This window comes from Arthrobacter sp. MW3 TE3886, assembly GCF_041262145.1.
Classification (GTDB): Bacteria; Actinomycetota; Actinomycetes; order Actinomycetales; family Micrococcaceae; genus Arthrobacter.
The window spans coordinates 1,436,387-1,451,605 of sequence record NZ_JBGCAN010000001.1 but is presented as its reverse complement, the minus strand read 5'-3'; the positions used below and the strand labels follow the sequence as shown (position 1 = coordinate 1,451,605).

Here is a 15,219-nt window from a genome sequence, read left to right as displayed (position 1 = left end):
CACCAGCGGCACGGTCGCGCGCTGGGCACAACTGCTGGGGCGGGATCATCGGATGCTGAGGGCAATTCCGTCAAGAATATCGTGTTCACTGCTCACGGCCGTGGTGATGCGCCCGCCGGTGGCCTCGGCCACGCGCTGCAGGACCCTCCGCCAGACGAGGCCACCGGCACCGATCACGTCCACCCGCCCGGGGTGCATGTACGGCAGCGCGGCCCGCTCCTCCCGGGTCATTTCGAGCAGCTCGGTGCAGGCCTTCCGGACCGCGTCCAGGTCCAGTTCGGTGCCATGGATCGCGGCCGGCGAGTACTCCGGCAGGCGCAGCGCATGCGCCGTGATGGTGGTGACGGAGCCGGCCACGCCGACGACGGCGGTGGTGCGTTCCAGCGGAACGGTCTGTGCCGCCTCGCTGATGGCGGCGTCGACGTCGGCCTCTGCTGCGGCAATCTGTTCCGCAGTGGGCGGATCGCTGCGCAGGTGCCGTTCGGTCATCCGGACGCAGCCGACGTCGACCGAGCGGGCGGCAATGACGCCGTCGGCGTTGCCCAGCACGAACTCCGTGCTTCCGCCGCCGAGGTCCACCACCAGCACGGGCTCCTCCCCGCGGGAGGGCAGGACACTGCTGGCGCCGGCGAAGGACAGTGCGGCTTCCTCGTCGCCGGTGATCACCTCGGGTTCGACGCCGAGGATGTCGCGGATGCCGTCGACGAAGACCTGGCGGTTGCGGGCATCGCGGGTGGCGGAGGTGGCCACGAAGCGCACCTTTTCGGCGCCGTGCTCGCGGATCAGGGCAGCATAGTCGCGGGTCGCGGCGAAGGTGCGCTCAAGCGCTTCCTGGGCCAGTTCACCCGTGGAGTCCACGCCCTGGCCCAGCCGGACCACGCGCATTTCCCGCACGATGTCGGTCAGCCGCGGCGTGGCCTGCCCTGTTGCGCCGCCTGAGCCCGCATCTGCGCTCACAGCCGTGTCCACATCTGCGATCAGCAGGCGGATCGAGTTGGTGCCGCAGTCTACGGCCGCGACCCGGGTCACTGGGACTCCCCCGCGCCGGCAGCGCCGGCGGTGGCGGCCGTGTCAGCGCCGGCGGCGTCACCGCGGGACTTGCGGACCGGCGCGGGCCGGCCCACGATCTCCGGCAGGCCCTGGGGTCCATGGCGGCTGAGGTCCCGGGACGGAGCCTCCCCTCCGGTGTCCCAGGCGCCGTCGCAGTAGCAGCGCTCCACGGTCCACCATTCGGCGATGGCCGCGATCGTCTCATCCCCGAGCGGGTTCACGCCCGGGCCGGCGGCCAGCGAATGCCCGACGAGCACGTGCAGGCATTTGACGCGGGTCGGCATTCCGCCGGCGGAGACGCCGTCGATTTCGGGAACGGCCCCGATGCCGGAGCGCGCGCCGATCTCGGCTCGGGAGGCCAGATATGCCTCGTGGGCGGACCGGTACCGGTCCGCGAGGCCGGCGTCGGCAGCGAGCCGGTCGTTCATTTCGTTCATCAGCCCGGCGGCCTCCAGCCGCGATACCGCCGACGTGATCACCGGGTGGGTGAGGTAAAACGTGGTGGGGAACGGCGTCCCGTTGCTGAGCCGCGGCGAGGTGGCGGCGACGAGCGGGTTTCCGCAGACGCAGCGGGCCGGGATTTCGACGACGTCGCGCACGGGCCTGCCCAGCTGGCGGCTGAGGACCTCGAGGTCGTGCGGCGACGGCTGGCGGGAGCCCTCCGGTGCGTCTGCCCTGTGCCGTGGCGCCGTCGTCCTGGCCCGGTCGTCGTTCTCTGCTTCTCGGTTCTGGTCCACTCGGTTCTCGTCCACGGGAGTGGCACCTTCCTGCCCTGTTCCGGATTGTCCGCGGGACAATCCCTGCGGCGGGCGCCGCTTCTAGTCTGTTGCCGATCGCCTGACGGACTCCCAGAGGGCGTCCACCCAGGGCAGGTTGGCCGGGTCTTGTGCTGATGCTGCACCCGCGGCGCCACCGGACTGCGCGGCAGGAAGATCGCTGCCGAATACCCAGTAGCCCGTCTCTCCGGGCATAACCATGTTAATGCGGTCGCGGGCCTGCTGTTTCACATAGTTGGGATCCTGCCACCGCGACACCTGGCGTTTAAGGTCCTCCTGCTTGGTCTGCTTGGCCGCGATGTCGGCCTGCAGGGCGGCGATTTCGGCGCGTTTGTCCAGGAAGATCTTGACCGTGGGGGCCAGCAGGATGGTGATGGCAATCATGACCACGCCCAGGGCAAGCAGCCGGCCCGAGAACGCTTTGGCGGGCACGGGGTCGAGGGACTCGTCCGGACCCCCTGCGGCGGTCCGGTTCGGGATCTTGCCGCCGGTATTCCCGTCGGCCTTGCCGGCGGGGCGGGTCGCGGGCTTTGCCGGCGCTCCTGCCGGGGCTGCTGCGGCACGGGGTTTGGCGGGAGAGGCGCCGGAACCGCCGGGGGCCGGCTTGCCTGTGGGGGCCGACGCCCGGGGCGAGGCAGGCGCAGCACCGGCCGGCGTCGCCGCCGCGCCGCTGCGGGCGCCGCCAAAGTCCGCCTGGATGACCTCGCCGCCGTCGGCTGCTGCCCCCGGACCCGTGGCCGCAGCCTTGGCAGCCGCAGCCTTGGCGGCAGGCGTAGCCCGGGGAACATTGGGGCGTCGGGTAGCCATGTCACTCCTTCAAAAGCGGACCAAAAACAGAACCGGTGGCCATGGTCTTTCAACCATAGCCACCGGTTACCGGTTTTCGCGGCTAACTAGCCTTTGAAACGCGGGAAGGCGCTGCGGCCGGCGTAGCGTGCGGCGTCGTCGAGTTCCTCTTCGATGCGCAGCAGCTGGTTGTACTTGGCCACGCGCTCGGAGCGTGCCGGGGCACCGGTCTTGATCTGTCCCGCGTTGGTGGCAACGGAGATGTCAGCAATGGTGGTGTCCTCGGTTTCGCCGGAGCGGTGCGAGGTGATGGTGGTGTAGCCGGCACGCTGGGCCAGCGACACGGCGTCCAGGGTCTCGGTCAGGGAACCGATCTGGTTGACCTTGACGAGCAGCGAGTTCGCGGTCTTGGTGTCGATGCCGCGCTGCAGGATGGCCGGGTTCGTGACGAAAAGGTCATCGCCCACGAGCTGGACCTTGTCGCCGATGGTGTCGGTGAGGGTCTTCCAGCCTTCCCAGTCGTTCTCATCCAGCGGGTCCTCGATGGAAACGAGCGGGTAGTCGGCCACGAGCTCGGCGTAGTAGGCGCTCATCTCGGTGGCGGAAAGTGCCTTGCCTTCGAACTGGTACGCGCCGTCCTTGAAGAACTCGGAGGAGGCGACGTCCAGGGCCAGGGCGATGTCCTTGCCAGGGGTGTAGCCAGCGTTCTTGATGGCTTCCTGGATCAGGTCCAGGGCAGCGCGGTTGGACGGCAGGTTCGGCGCGAAGCCGCCCTCGTCACCCAGGCCGGTGGACAGGCCCTTGGCCTGCAGGACGGACTTGAGGTTGTGGTAGACCTCGACGCCCCAGCGCAGGCCTTCGGAGAAGGTCTCGGCGCCGATCGGGACGATCATGAATTCCTGGATGTCCACGTCGGAGTCGGCGTGCGAGCCGCCGTTGAGGATGTTCATCAGCGGCACGGGCAGGACGTGCGCGTTGGGCCCGCCCAGGTACTTGTACAGCGGCAGGTCAGCGGAGGCGGCGGCGGCGTTGGCCACGGCCAAGGACACGCCCAGGATGGCGTTGGCGCCGAGCTTGCCCTTGTTGGGGGTGCCGTCCAGGTCGATCATGGCCTGGTCGATGCTGCGCTGGTCGGTCGCGTCGAAGCCGGTCAGGGCCGGGGCGATCTGGTCGATGACCGCGTCGACGGCCTTCTGGACGCCCTTGCCGAGGTAGCGGCCCTTGTCGCCGTCGCGAAGTTCAACGGCCTCGTGCTCGCCGGTGGAAGCGCCGGAGGGAACTGCTGCGCGGCCGATCTGGCCGTCCGAGAGCAGGACTTCAACTTCTACGGTCGGGTTGCCACGGGAATCGAGGATTTCGCGGGCGTGGATGGCATCGATAAGCGCCATGGATATGCTCCTTTGGGTGAAGCGATCTGCAGGGAATCTGACTGCTTGGACTCTGGCTGTACATCAAGCTGAAAAAGCCGACGTCGTCGTCGCTACTAGCGTAGTCGAGAGCGGGATAAGTTACGGAAACCTATCCAATCCCCGGACGTCATGATGGCGATGCTGGTGAGCCGCCGCCATCGTGCCGACTCTAGCCTGCCGTCGCTATTGTGCCGATGGCCTGGGGCCGGCACTGTCCTGGAAACGGCGCAGGGCGCCGCGGAGGGCGCGTTCGGCGTCGAGCCCGCCGGCCCGGGCAGCGGCCACGATCCCGAACAGCAGGTCGCCGAGTTCCTCCTCGGCGGCCGGGAGGTCGACGGCGGTTTCGGCGGCAGCCGCCGCCATACCCGCGCGCTCGGCGCGGTCCAGGAGCTTTTGGGCCCGGGCGAGGGCGCCAAGGGAGGCGGGAACGCCGTCGAAGACGTGGCCGCGTTCGGGTTTCTCGGCTTTCTTGACGGCATCCCATTTCAGGACGATCTCCTCCACCGTTGCCGGGAAGGAATCCTGCAGCGAGCCGTCGGGCCGGAAAACGTGCGGGTTGCGCCGGATCATCTTGGCCCTCAGGCCGCGGGCGACGTCGCCCAGGTCAAAGGCGCCGCGTTCCTCGGCGAGCCGGGCGTGGAGGACCACCTGTAAGAGGACGTCCCCCAGTTCCGACTGCAGTTCCTTGTCGCCGGCGCCGGTCTCTATGGTCTCGGCGACCTCGTGGGCCTCCTCCAGGAGGTACTCCACGAGGGACTCATGGGTGAGGGCACCCATCCAGGGGCAATGCTCGCGCAGGGCCGCAATCGTCCCCAGCAGCTCCCCCACCTCGCAAGCTCGGCCGGGGACCCCTGCCGCTGTGGGCCCAAGCAGCCCCTGGATGGGTGTTGTGTCCTCGTTAGCCAAGATCGGCGTAGGCCTCGTTGATGTATTCGACCAGCGCTTCCTTCTCCTCGAGGGGCAGGAAGGCGGCCTCGGCCGCGTTCAGCGTCAGCTCCAGAAGGTCATCGAGGTCGTAGTCGAACGTCTCGACCAGGAGTTCGAACTCGTCGGTCAGCGTCACGCCGCTCATGAGCCGGTTGTCGGTGTTGATGGTGACGTTGAAGCCGAGCTGGTAGAGCATGTCCAGCGGGTGGCTTTCAATGCCCTCACCGAAGCCGGCAATGGCGCCGGTCTGCAGGTTGGAGGAGGGGCAGATCTCCAGGGCGATGCCACGGTCGCGGACCCAGCTGGCGAGCTCGCCCAGAGTCACCATGCCGATGGTGTCGTTGACGGAGTCGTCGAAGCCGTCGGCGGCGGCGTCTTCTTCCTCTTCGAATTCGATCGAGACGTCCTCCGCGATCCGGACGCCGTGGCCCAGGCGCAGGGCCCGGCCGTCGACGAGTGCCGACTGGATGCTTTCCAGGCCTGCGGCTTCGCCGGCGTGGACGGTGGCCGGGAAGTTGTGCTGGGCCAGGTAGGTGAAGGCGTCCTTGAAGCGGGACGGCAGGAACCCGTCCTCGGCGCCGGCGATGTCGAAGCCGACGGCGCCGTTGTTGCGGTGGCGGACCGCCAGTTCGGCGATTTCCTGGCCGCGGTCGGCGTGGCGCATGGCGGTGATGAGTTGGCCCACCTGGATATCGCGGCCGGTCTCGGCCACGGCGTCCACGCCGGCTTCGAGGCCCGCCTGCACGGCTTCGACCACGTCGTCCAGGCTCAGGCCCTTCTGCAGGTGCTGTTCGGGCGCCCAGCGCACTTCGCCGTACACGACGCCGTCGTCGGCCAGGTCTTCGACGAATTCCTTCGCAACGCGGAACAGGCCCTCCTTGGTCTGCATCACGGCGATGGTGTGGTCGAAGGTCTCGAGGTAGCGGACCAGGGAGCCGGAGTCGGCGGACTCGCGGAACCACTCCCCCAGCGCGACGGGGTCCGTGGACGGCAGCGTGTGGCCGACAGCCTCAGCAAGTTCAATGATGGTGGCCGGGCGGAGTCCGCCATCCAGGTGGTCGTGAAGGGAAACCTTGGGAAGGCCCTTCAGGTCGAAGTCGAGGTCAGGGGCAGCGTCAGGAATAGTCTCAGTCACGTTCCAACCATAGGGTCGGAGCGCGCGGGACGCTACTTTCTGCCGGCCTCGGCATCACCGGAGGCGATCATCGGTGCAGGAACTGCGGCGCCCGCTTGGTGGGTGGGCCCGCCGTCGAGCCATCCGTCCACGACCTCGGCGTCGTGGCGGCCCAGGCGTTTGTGCCACCAGCGCAGGAGGTGGTCGATGAGGACACCGAGCACAATGGCGAACACCACCGCGATGCCTGCGCTGAGCAGCGGGTTGTGGTGCAGCCACGGGAAGGAACTGGCCAGGACGCCGATGCCGATCGAGTAGGTCACCCAGGTGAGGCACGCGAAGGCGTCCAGCAGGAAGAATCTCCGGTGCGGGAACGCCGTCGTGCCTGCCACGTAGTTGACGGCGACGCGGCCCCAGGGGATGTACCGGGCGGTGAAGATCAGGACGGCACCGCGCTTCTCAAGTTCGTAGTGTGCCCAGCCGAAGACCTTCTGGACCTTTGGCTTGCGCATCCAGCGGAACCGCTCGAGGCCAATCTTGCGGCCGAGCATGTAGGCCATGTTGTCGCCGGCCATGGCTCCCACGAGCGCCGTGAGGCCCAGGATCCACAGGTTGGGCTGGCCGCTGTGCACGGAGTACGCCGCCAGGGCAACGATCAGGGTCTCGCTGGGGACCACCATCGCGAAGCCGTCCACGAAGAAGAAAACCAGCAGGAGTGGGTAGATCCACCACTGGCCGGCGGCATGGAGCACGGCCTCGTTAATGAACTCCATGCAGGTGGTGCTCCTTGATGACTGGGAACGGACAACTAAGCCGTAACATACTCGCGATGACAGTGGGTAGAACCATGGACGAAACTTTGCACGACGTGCGGCCAACAAACGTGACCCAAATCGCTCCTAAGTGTCCCATGGGCAGGGCCAATCCGCCTAGGACTCGACGGGGGGCACGGAATGCGTCGGTTCCTCCGGCGCCCGGCCGCGGACCCTGCTGATCACGCGGTCCAGGACGACGCCCAGGACGACGGCGCAGACGATCGCAATGGCCGCGCCCAGCACGTGGTTCTTCTCAAACCACGGACCAACAGTCAGGCCGATCCCCACCGAGTAGCCGGCCCACAGCAGCGCCGAGAGCACCGTCAGGCTGACGAATCTGCGCCACGGGTAGTGGGTGGCACCGGCGGTCAGGTTTACGGCCACCCGTCCGATCGGGACGAAGCGTGCCACGAGGATCAGTGAGGCAGGCCGTTTCCGCAGTTCCCGGCCGGCCCAGCGGAAGGCCGCCTGCATGCGCGGGCCGCGCTGCCATCCCCAGCGCCGGGTTCCGGTCCCGCGGCCGATCAGGTAGGCCATGTTGTCGCCCACTAGTGCCCCTGCGGCAGCCGTGGCGATCAGGAGCAGAGGGCTGGGGACGCCCGCGGTGGCGGCGACTGCAGCCAGGCCCACCACCACCGATTCGCTCGGAATCGGGGGGAAGAAGCCGTCGATCACGCAACAGGCAAAAACCAGGACCAGGACCCAGGGTTGCCCTGCGGCGGCGAGGATGAAGTCGTTGATTGCCTGCACAGCTTCCTAACGCGCGGCGGGGCCAGATAGATCCAAGCGCAGGCTCGGCCGGAGCCGGGCCTGCGCTTGACGGGTACTGCTGTGGAGTCAGTGTACCGCCGGCCTCCGCCGTCGTTGCCCTATCACGTACGGCTGTAATCCCACGGGCAAATTCTTATGGTCGTAGCAACGCTCTCATTGATGGAGCGTTTGATGGTCAATGTATTTTCCCTGGAAGCGCGCACTGAGTTCTTTGATCTGGTGTGCTCGGGGAGGTCGATTCTTGCTGCCGCCCGGTGTGTCGGGGCCACGCATGGGACCGGGAGGAACTGGTGGGCCCAGTCTGGCCGGATGATGACTATGGACATGGGGCCAGTCGGGGGCCTGGCGGATCCGGCGCCCTCGCCCGGGGGCCCGGGCCGGGCGCTGGACCTGGCTGAGCGGGGGATGATCCAGATGGGCCAGCGCAGCGGGCTCAGTTACGCCAAGATCGCCGAGCTGATCGGCCGGGACAGATCCGTGGTCTGGCGTGAGGTCAACCGCAACACCGGCGACGACGGGGTGTATTACGCCTCGGTCGCCCACACGAGGGCCCACCAGGCCAGGCGCCGGCCCAAACCGCTGAAACTGGTCCAGGACGAGGCGTTGTGCCGGCTGATCGGGGTATGGATGGATGACGGGTGGAGCCCGAAACTGATCTCGGAGATGTTGGCCTTCTACTTCGCCGACGATCAGACTATGCAGGTGAGCCACGAAACGATCTACCAGGCGCTGTACGTCCAAACCCGCGGAAGTCTGCGGGCGGACCTGGCGGAAAAGCTCAGCCTGAAACGGAAGCAGCGCGTCCCGCATGCCGCGGACCGGCACAAGAACAGCCCCTACAAGGAGGCCTTCAAGATCAGCGAACGCCCGGCCGAAGTCCAGGACCGGGCCGTGCCCGGGCATTGGGAGGGAGACCTGATCATCGGCTCTAACGGGACCGCGATCGGCACCCTCGTGGAACGCTCGACCCGGTTCACGATCCTCCTCCACCTCCCCGGGGACCACACCGCCGACACCGTCGCTGCCGCGATGATCCGGGAGATGGGCCACCTCCCGGATCACCTGCGACGCTCGATCACCTGGGACCGCGGAACCGAACTCGCCGAGTATGACCGGATCCAGACCGCCCTGGACACCACGCTCTACTTCTGCGACCCGCACTCGCCCTGGCAGCGCGGCACCAACGAGAACACCAACCGGCTGCTGAGATTCTGGTTCGAGAAAGGCTCGGACCTCTCCGTCCACACCCCCGAAGACCTCCGCCAGGTCGCAGCGAAACTCAACCGCCGGCCCCGTCCCACCCTCAACCTGCAGACCCCAGCCAACCGGCTGAACCAGCTGCTGCAAACAGCAGCCTAAACACCCGCGTTGCACCGACCAGTTGACTTTGCCACGGGTTTGGGGACCATAAGTGATAGGGCAATGGGCTTAGGCGATGCGGTCGATGATGAGCTTCTGGGCGGGCCGGGAACCCTCGGGGGCGATCACGGCGGCGTGTTCGAGCGCTTCCTTGGCACGCTCGAACTTCTCCGGCGTGTCCGTCAGGAGGGTCATGAGCGGTTCGCCCGCCTTGACCGTGGCGCCGGGCTTGGCGTGCATCCGCACCCCGGCACCGGCCTGGACCTGGTCCTCCTTGCGGGCGCGTCCGGCGCCGAGCCGCCAGGCAGCGACGCCGACGGCCATCGCGTCGAGCTCTACCAGGACGCCGTCGGCCGGGGCGTAGATGACCTCGGATTCCCTGGCGACCGGGAGCTCGGCACGCGGGTCTCCGCCCTGGGCCTGGATCATCCGGTTCCAGACGTCCATGGCCCGGCCGTCCTGGAGCGCTGCCCGGGGATCGGCGTCGCGGATGCCGGCGCACGCCAGCATTTCCTCCGCGAGCCGGACGGTGAGTTCGACGACGTCGTCCGGGCCACCGCCGGCGAGGACCTCCACGGATTCCTCGACCTCGATCGCGTTGCCCGCGGTGAGGCCCAGGGGGGTGTTCATGTTGGTGAGCAGGGCCACCGTGTTGACGCCGGCGTCCTTGCCCAGGGCCACCATGGTTTCGGCCAGTTCGCGGGCGCGGGCCTCGTCCTTCATGAACGCGCCGCTGCCCACCTTGACGTCGAGCACCAGCGAGCCGGTGCCCTCGGCGATCTTCTTGCTCATGATCGAAGAGGCGATCAGCGGGATGGCCTCCACGGTCCCGGTGACATCGCGGAGCGCGTAGAGCTTCTTGTCCGCCGGGGCCAGTCCGGCGCCGGCCGCGCAAATGACCGCGCCGACGTCCTGGAGCTGGGCCATCATTTCCTCGTTGCTCAGGGCCGCACGCCAGCCCGGGATGGCTTCGAGCTTGTCCAGGGTGCCGCCGGTGTGGCCGAGTCCGCGGCCCGAGAGCTGCGGCACCGCCACGCCGAATACCGCCACCAGGGGCGCCAGCGGCAGGGTGATCTTGTCCCCGACGCCGCCGGTGGAGTGCTTGTCCGACGTCGCCTTCACGCCGCCGTCGGGCCGGCGCAGGCTGGAGAAGTCCATCCGCTCGCCGGAGGCGATCATGGCCGCCGTCCAGCGGGAGATCTCGGCCCGGTCCATGCCGTTGAGCAGGATGGCCATGTTCAGGGCGGCCATCTGTTCGTCGGCGATGGCGCCGCGGGTGTACGCATCGATCGTCCAGTCGATCTGGGCCGGGCTGAGCACACCCTTGTCCCGTTTGATGCGGATGATGTCGACGGCGTCGAACGCTTCGGTGTTGTTGGGGTTCTGTGTCGTTTGTGTCACCGGGGTTCCTCCAGGTGTTGGGGGCCAAAGGCATCGGGAAGGACCTGGTCCATGGTCTTGATTCCCTGCGTGGTCATGAGCTCCATGTCCGGAGCCCGGAATTCGTAGAGCAGCTGGCGGCAGCGCCCGCACGGCATGAGGGCATTCCCGCCGGCATCGACGCAGTAGAAGGCGCGGAGCAGTCCCCCGCCGGTCATCTGCAGGTTGCCCACCAGGGCGCACTCGGCGCACAGGGTCAGCCCGTAGCTGGCGTTTTCGACGTTGCAGCCGCTGACGATCCGCCCGTCTCCGGTGAGGGCCGCGGCCCCCACCGGAAACTTCGAGTACGGCGCATAGGCGTTCTTCATGGCGGACACTGCCGCGGCCTCGAGTGCCGCCCAGTCGACGTCGGTGCTGTCCATTCTCAGCCCTTGATGTACGGTATGCCGTCGGCGGCCGGCGGCCGGGAGCGGCCGACGAGGCCGGCCACGGCAAAGACGGTCACCACGTACGGCAGCATGGCCATGAACTGGCTGGGCACCGGGGTGCCGATGATCGTCACGATGCTCTGCAGGTTGTCGGCGAAGCCGAACAGCAGTGCGGCGAAGAACGCCCCGATCGGGTTCCAGCGGCCCAGGATCATGGCGGCGAGGGCAATGAAGCCGCGCCCGCCGGAGATTTCCTTGGTGAAGCTGTCGATCGCCACGAGGGTGAAGAACGATCCGCCGATCCCGGCGACGGCGCCGCCGAGCGTGACGTTCCAGAAGCGCGTCGCGTTGACCTTGATGCCCAGGGTGTCGGCCGCCTGCGGGTGCTCGCCCACGGCACGGACGCGCAGGCCCCACTTCGTCTTGAACAGCGCGACCCAGATCACGATGACGGCCACGTACATCAGGTAGCCCACCACGGACTGCTTGAAGAGGATGGGCCCGATCACGGGGATGCTGGACAGGACCGGGATGTCGATGATGGGCAGCTCGCCGGGTGAGTTGTACTTCTCGGGATCGGACTGCATCACGGTGCTGAACAGGAAGCCGGTGAGCCCGGAGACCAGGACGTTGAGCACGACGCCGACGATGATCTGGTTGACCACGTACTTGATGGCGAACAGCGCCAGCACCATCGAGACGAGGGCGCCGGCCACGGCCGCCGCGACCAGGCCCAGGTAGGGGTTGTGGGTCACGCTGGCGACGAGCGCGGCCGTGAAGGCTCCGCCCAGGAGCTGGCCTTCGATGGCGATGTTGACCACGCCGGCCCGTTCGCACAGCACACCGGACAGTGAGCCGAAGACGATCGGCACGGCGAGGGTCACGGATCCGGCGATGAGGCCGGCCAGCGAAATGCTGGGGGTCCGGGCGCCGCCGACCACCCAGATCAGGAAGGCGACCACGAAAACGACAGTGAACACGGCCGGCAGCCAGCGCGGGGGCCGCCGGTTCGCTCTTGCCTTCAGGACCAAGGCGTAGCCCGCCAGGACCAGGAGGATCAGGGAGAGCACAATGCCGGACAGGAACGCGGGAACCTGGATCGCGGGGAGCTGGAAGAAGTCGCCGCCGGAGGAAATGCCGAACTTGGCGGTTGCCTGCGGGCCCAGCAGTCCGAAGAAGATGAAGGCGATGGTGGCCAGCACCGCCAGCGTGACCGGCAGCTTCCAGGTTACGGGCTTGGCGGACACCGCCGGCCTGTGGTTCTTCTCCGGCTGGGGTTTTCCTTCAACGGGCGAGGTTGCTGTTGTGCTCATGCGGCACCTCCGGTGGTTGCGGCCTGCTTGGTTTTGCCGGCGGTCGCGGCCTTCTTCTTGCGCGGGTTGAGCCCGAAGATCGCCCGGACCAGGGGCGGCGCCGCGATGAACAGCACGATGAGCGACTGGACCACGAGCACGATGTCGATCGGGGTTCCGGTCTGGATCTGCATCTGGACGGCGCCTGCGCGGAAGGCTCCGAACAGCAGGCCGGCGGCAAAGGTGCCCCACGGCGAGGACCGTCCCAGCAGCGCGACCGTGATCGCGTCAAAGCCGTAGGATGCCGCGACACCATCGGTCAGGACCTTTTCGGTGCCTGCCACCTGCGCCACGCCGGCCAGGCCGGCCAGGCCACCGGCAATGGTCATCACCAGGATCGTGGCCCGGGAGACGTTGATGCCGGCCGTCAGGGCCGCCTTGGGGTTCGCCCCGACGGCGCGGAACTCGAAGCCAAGGGTGGAACGGTTCAGCAGCCACGAAACAAAGAAGGTGGCCGCAATGGCCAGCAGGAAGCCCACGTGCAGCCGGTACTGGCTGCCGAAGAGCAGCGGGTACACGGCGTTGGGGTCCAGGATCGGGGAAATCGGGGTGGTCTCTCCCGGACGCTGGAACAAGTCCGTGTCGAGCAGGTAGCGCAGGAAATAGAGCGCGATGTAGTTGAACATGATGGTCACGATGACCTCGTGGGCGCCTGTCCGGGCTTTGAGCACACCAACGATGCCGCCCCAGACGGCGCCGCCGACGACGCCGGCCACCAGGACCAGCAGCAGGTGCAGCCCCAGCGGCAGGTGCAGCGCGAAGCCGACCCACGAGGCGAGGATGCCGGCCATGATGATCTGGCCCTGCGCACCGATGTTGAACAGACCCGCGCGGAAGGCCAGGGCGACGCCGAGGCCCGCGGTGATCAGCGGGGTGGCGATGGTCAGCGTCTCCATAAGGGGGGCGAACTGTCCGGCCACACCGTTTCCGCGGGGGTTGAAGACCGCGCCCTGGAAGAGGGCGACGTACGATTCGGTGGCGGCGGACCAGACGGCGGTGAGGAAGTCACTGGGCCGGGCAAAGAGATAGCCCGCCGTGGTCCCGACAACCTTGTCCGTCATAGCGATGAGCAGGCCGCCCAGGATCAGTGCGAGCAGGACCGCCAGGATGGTCACGATGCCGTTGCCGGTGAAGATCTTGCGCAGCAGCGACTCCTCTTCCGGCGCACCGGGAAGGGATCCGCTCTGGGTCGAGACCGGAACGGCCGATGGCTGGTGGGCACCGCCCGCGGTGTCCAGCACGGTGACGAAGTCTGCATCGTCCTCGAGCGGCTCAGGCTCCACGTCGGTGGTCTGCGATGCCGGAAGCCGGTCCGGGTCCGGTGCGGCCGCGGGCCGCGGCTCGGTGTTCTCACTCATGGGGGTCTCCTACGGCGCCGGAGCCGGGCTCCTGCACGGACGGGGCGGCGGGGGCCGGGTTCGTGGCCGGCTTCGTTGCGGGGGTGCCGGCCGGATTTTCTCCTGCGGTCGCGGCCGGGTTTTCAGAAAGGGATCGAGCCGGGTGCCTGCCTGCGGCGTCGGCCTGGGCCTCGTCCGGGGAAACCCCGGCCATCATCAGGCCCAGGACGTCGCGTCCGGTGCCGGCCGGGACGATCCCGACCAGCCGGCCCTTGTACAGCACGGCAATCCGGTCGGCGAGTTCAATCACCTCGTCCAGTTCGGTGGAGACGATCATGACGGGCGTGCCGTGGTCCCGCTCCGCGACGATGCGCTTGTGCAGGAACTCGATGGAGCCCACATCCACGCCGCGGGTGGGCTGGGAGGCGATGAAGAGCCGCAGCGGCCGGGAGAGCTCCCGGGCCATGACGACCTTCTGCTGGTTGCCGCCGGACAGGGTTCCGGCTGCAAGTGAGCCGGACGGGGTGCGGACGTCGAATTCTGCGATCCGGGTCTTGGCGTTCTCCAGGACCTTGGCCGGGCTCATGCTGATGCCCTTGGCGAACGGCGCCTGGTCGTAGCGGTCCAGAATCAGGTTCTCGGCGATGGAGAACGTGCCGATCAGCCCGTCGAGGGAACGGTCTTCCGGGACGAACCCGACCCCGGCGTTGAGGACCTCCTTGACGCTGCGGCCCACGAGTTCTTCGCCGTCGAGGGCGATCGAGCCGTGAACCCTCTCGTGCAGGCCCAAAATGGCCTCGGTCAGTTCCGTCTGGCCGTTGCCCTGGACGCCCGCGACCGCGAGGATCTCGCCGCGGGCGATTCCGAAGCTGATGCCGTCCACCACGTGCTGGCCGTTGGGGGCGATGACGGTGAGGTCCTTGACCTCGAAGGTGGTCTCCTGCGGGTTGGCGGGAGCCTTGTCCAGGGTCAGGCTCACGGCCCGGCCCACCATCATGGACGCCAGCTCGGTGGTCGAGGCGCCGGGATCGGCCGAGCCCACTACCTTGCCGCGGCGGATGACGGTGATGGTGTGTCCGAAACGGCCTTGACCTCACGCAGCTTGTGGGAAATGAAGACGATCGAGGTGCCGTGGCTCTTGAGCTGGCGCATGATGTCCAGCAGCTCATCGGTGTCCTGCGGGGTCAGCACGGCCGTGGGCTCATCGAGGATGAGCACCTTGGCGTCGCGGACCAATGCCTTGATGATCTCCACGCGCTGCTGCACGCCCACGGGGAGGTCTTCGATCAGCGCGTCGGGGTCGACGTCGAAGCCGTACCGGTCGGAGATCTCCCGGATTTTCCGGCGGGTGTCGTCGAGGTCCAGGAATCCGCCGGTCTTGGTGGTCTCCGCTCCCAGGGCGACGTTCTCCGCAACGGTGAAGACGGGGACCAGCATGAAGTGCTGGTGCACCATGCCGATACCTGCCGCCATGGCGTCTCCCGGGCCGCGGAACGTGACCGGTTTGTCGTCAATAAGGATTTCGCCCTCTGTGGGCTCGTACAGTCCGTAGAGGACGTTCATCAGCGTGGACTTGCCAGCACCGTTCTCACCGAGCAGACAGTGAATCTGCCCGGGTTCAACAACCACATCGATGTGATCGTTCGCTACCAGGGAGCCGAAGCGTTTGGTAATGCCCTTGAGTTCAAGTTTCAAAACTCTGACCAATCTCGAGG

At 67.6% G+C, this 15,219-nt stretch carries 13 protein-coding genes and 1 pseudogene; 1 reads left to right on the top strand and 13 read right to left on the bottom strand.

Annotation, left to right across the window (positions count from 1 at the left end; genetic code table 11):
- Window positions 1–45: 45 nt before the first annotated feature.
- From ABH915_RS06635 to ABH915_RS06600, 8 genes are all read right to left on the bottom strand, one after another.
- On the bottom strand, window positions 46–1,029 hold the full coding sequence (locus ABH915_RS06635) for an exopolyphosphatase (RefSeq protein ID WP_370119158.1): 984 nt from the start codon (window positions 1,027–1,029) through the stop codon (window positions 46–48).
- On the bottom strand, window positions 1,026–1,802 hold the full coding sequence (locus ABH915_RS06630) for a DUF501 domain-containing protein (RefSeq protein WP_370119155.1): 777 nt from the start codon (window positions 1,800–1,802) through the stop codon (window positions 1,026–1,028). Before ABH915_RS06630 ends, ABH915_RS06635 begins: the two co-directional genes overlap by 4 nt.
- A 66-nt stretch (window positions 1,803–1,868) precedes the next feature.
- Complete coding sequence (locus ABH915_RS06625; RefSeq protein ID WP_370119152.1) at window positions 1,869–2,633, bottom strand: septum formation initiator family protein; 765 nt, start codon at window positions 2,631–2,633, stop codon at window positions 1,869–1,871.
- Window positions 2,634–2,719: 86 nt separating this feature from the next.
- Complete coding sequence (gene eno, locus ABH915_RS06620; protein ID WP_018774732.1) at window positions 2,720–4,000, bottom strand: phosphopyruvate hydratase; 1,281 nt, start codon at window positions 3,998–4,000, stop codon at window positions 2,720–2,722.
- 204 nt (window positions 4,001–4,204) lie between these two features.
- The gene (locus ABH915_RS06615) at window positions 4,205–4,798 is read right to left on the bottom strand and encodes a MazG nucleotide pyrophosphohydrolase domain-containing protein (protein ID WP_370124951.1); all 594 of its coding nucleotides are present in this window, start codon (window positions 4,796–4,798) and stop codon (window positions 4,205–4,207) included.
- A gap of 121 nt (window positions 4,799–4,919) precedes the next feature.
- Window positions 4,920–6,083, bottom strand: coding sequence for an adenosine deaminase (locus tag ABH915_RS06610; RefSeq protein WP_370119148.1), 1,164 nt, complete (start codon window positions 6,081–6,083; stop codon window positions 4,920–4,922).
- Window positions 6,084–6,115: 32 nt separating this feature from the next.
- On the bottom strand, window positions 6,116–6,835 hold the full coding sequence (locus ABH915_RS06605) for a DedA family protein (RefSeq protein WP_026537809.1): 720 nt from the start codon (window positions 6,833–6,835) through the stop codon (window positions 6,116–6,118).
- 156 nt (window positions 6,836–6,991) lie between these two features.
- On the bottom strand, window positions 6,992–7,627 hold the full coding sequence (locus tag ABH915_RS06600; protein WP_026537810.1) for a DedA family protein: 636 nt from the start codon (window positions 7,625–7,627) through the stop codon (window positions 6,992–6,994).
- 192 nt (window positions 7,628–7,819) lie between these two features.
- Between ABH915_RS06600 and ABH915_RS06595 the strand changes: the two genes are divergently transcribed.
- Window positions 7,820–9,007 carry an IS30 family transposase gene (locus ABH915_RS06595; protein WP_370117672.1) on the top strand — a complete coding sequence of 396 codons (1,188 nt, stop codon included), beginning with the start codon at window positions 7,820–7,822 and terminating at the stop codon, window positions 9,005–9,007.
- A gap of 69 nt (window positions 9,008–9,076) precedes the next feature.
- On the opposite strand, the gene ABH915_RS06590 is transcribed toward ABH915_RS06595, so the two are convergent.
- The 5 genes and pseudogenes from ABH915_RS06590 to ABH915_RS06570 form a co-directional block, all read right to left on the bottom strand.
- A complete protein-coding gene (locus tag ABH915_RS06590; protein ID WP_370119144.1) occupies window positions 9,077–10,408 on the bottom strand; it encodes a thymidine phosphorylase in 1,332 nt (443 codons plus the stop codon).
- Window positions 10,405–10,809, bottom strand: a complete 405-nt coding sequence (locus tag ABH915_RS06585; RefSeq protein ID WP_370119141.1) for a cytidine deaminase — start codon at window positions 10,807–10,809, stop codon at window positions 10,405–10,407. Before ABH915_RS06585 ends, ABH915_RS06590 begins: the two co-directional genes overlap by 4 nt.
- Window positions 10,810–10,811: 2 nt before the next feature.
- Window positions 10,812–12,128 carry an ABC transporter permease gene (locus ABH915_RS06580; protein ID WP_370119137.1) on the bottom strand — a complete coding sequence of 439 codons (1,317 nt, stop codon included), beginning with the start codon at window positions 12,126–12,128 and terminating at the stop codon, window positions 10,812–10,814.
- Window positions 12,125–13,525: an ABC transporter permease gene (locus ABH915_RS06575; RefSeq protein WP_370119134.1), complete on the bottom strand. Its 1,401-nt coding sequence runs from the start codon at window positions 13,523–13,525 to the stop codon at window positions 12,125–12,127. The genes ABH915_RS06580 and ABH915_RS06575 overlap by 4 nt, the downstream gene beginning before the upstream one ends.
- Window positions 13,518–15,199, bottom strand: a pseudogene (locus ABH915_RS06570) (ABC transporter ATP-binding protein). The gene ABH915_RS06575 and the pseudogene ABH915_RS06570 overlap by 8 nt, the downstream one beginning before the upstream one ends.
- Window positions 15,200–15,219: the final 20 nt, after the last annotated feature.

Excerpts from the sequence above, each read along its gene's own strand:
- ABH915_RS06625 (WP_370119152.1), bottom strand. The coding sequence starts at position 2,633 with ATGGCTACCCGACGCCCCAATGTTCCCCGGGCTACGCCTGCCGCCAAG.
- eno (WP_018774732.1), bottom strand. The coding sequence starts at position 4,000 with ATGGCGCTTATCGATGCCATCCACGCCCGCGAAATCCTCGATTCCCGT.
- ABH915_RS06615 (WP_370124951.1), bottom strand. The coding sequence starts at position 4,798 with ATGGGTGCCCTCACCCATGAGTCCCTCGTGGAGTACCTCCTGGAGGAG.
- ABH915_RS06605 (WP_026537809.1), bottom strand. The coding sequence starts at position 6,835 with ATGGAGTTCATTAACGAGGCCGTGCTCCATGCCGCCGGCCAGTGGTGG.
- ABH915_RS06595 (WP_370117672.1), top strand. The coding sequence starts at position 7,820 with ATGGTCAATGTATTTTCCCTGGAAGCGCGCACTGAGTTCTTTGATCTG.
- ABH915_RS06585 (WP_370119141.1), bottom strand. The coding sequence starts at position 10,809 with ATGGACAGCACCGACGTCGACTGGGCGGCACTCGAGGCCGCGGCAGTG.
- ABH915_RS06580 (WP_370119137.1), bottom strand. The coding sequence starts at position 12,128 with ATGAGCACAACAGCAACCTCGCCCGTTGAAGGAAAACCCCAGCCGGAG.
- ABH915_RS06575 (WP_370119134.1), bottom strand. The coding sequence starts at position 13,525 with ATGAGTGAGAACACCGAGCCGCGGCCCGCGGCCGCACCGGACCCGGAC.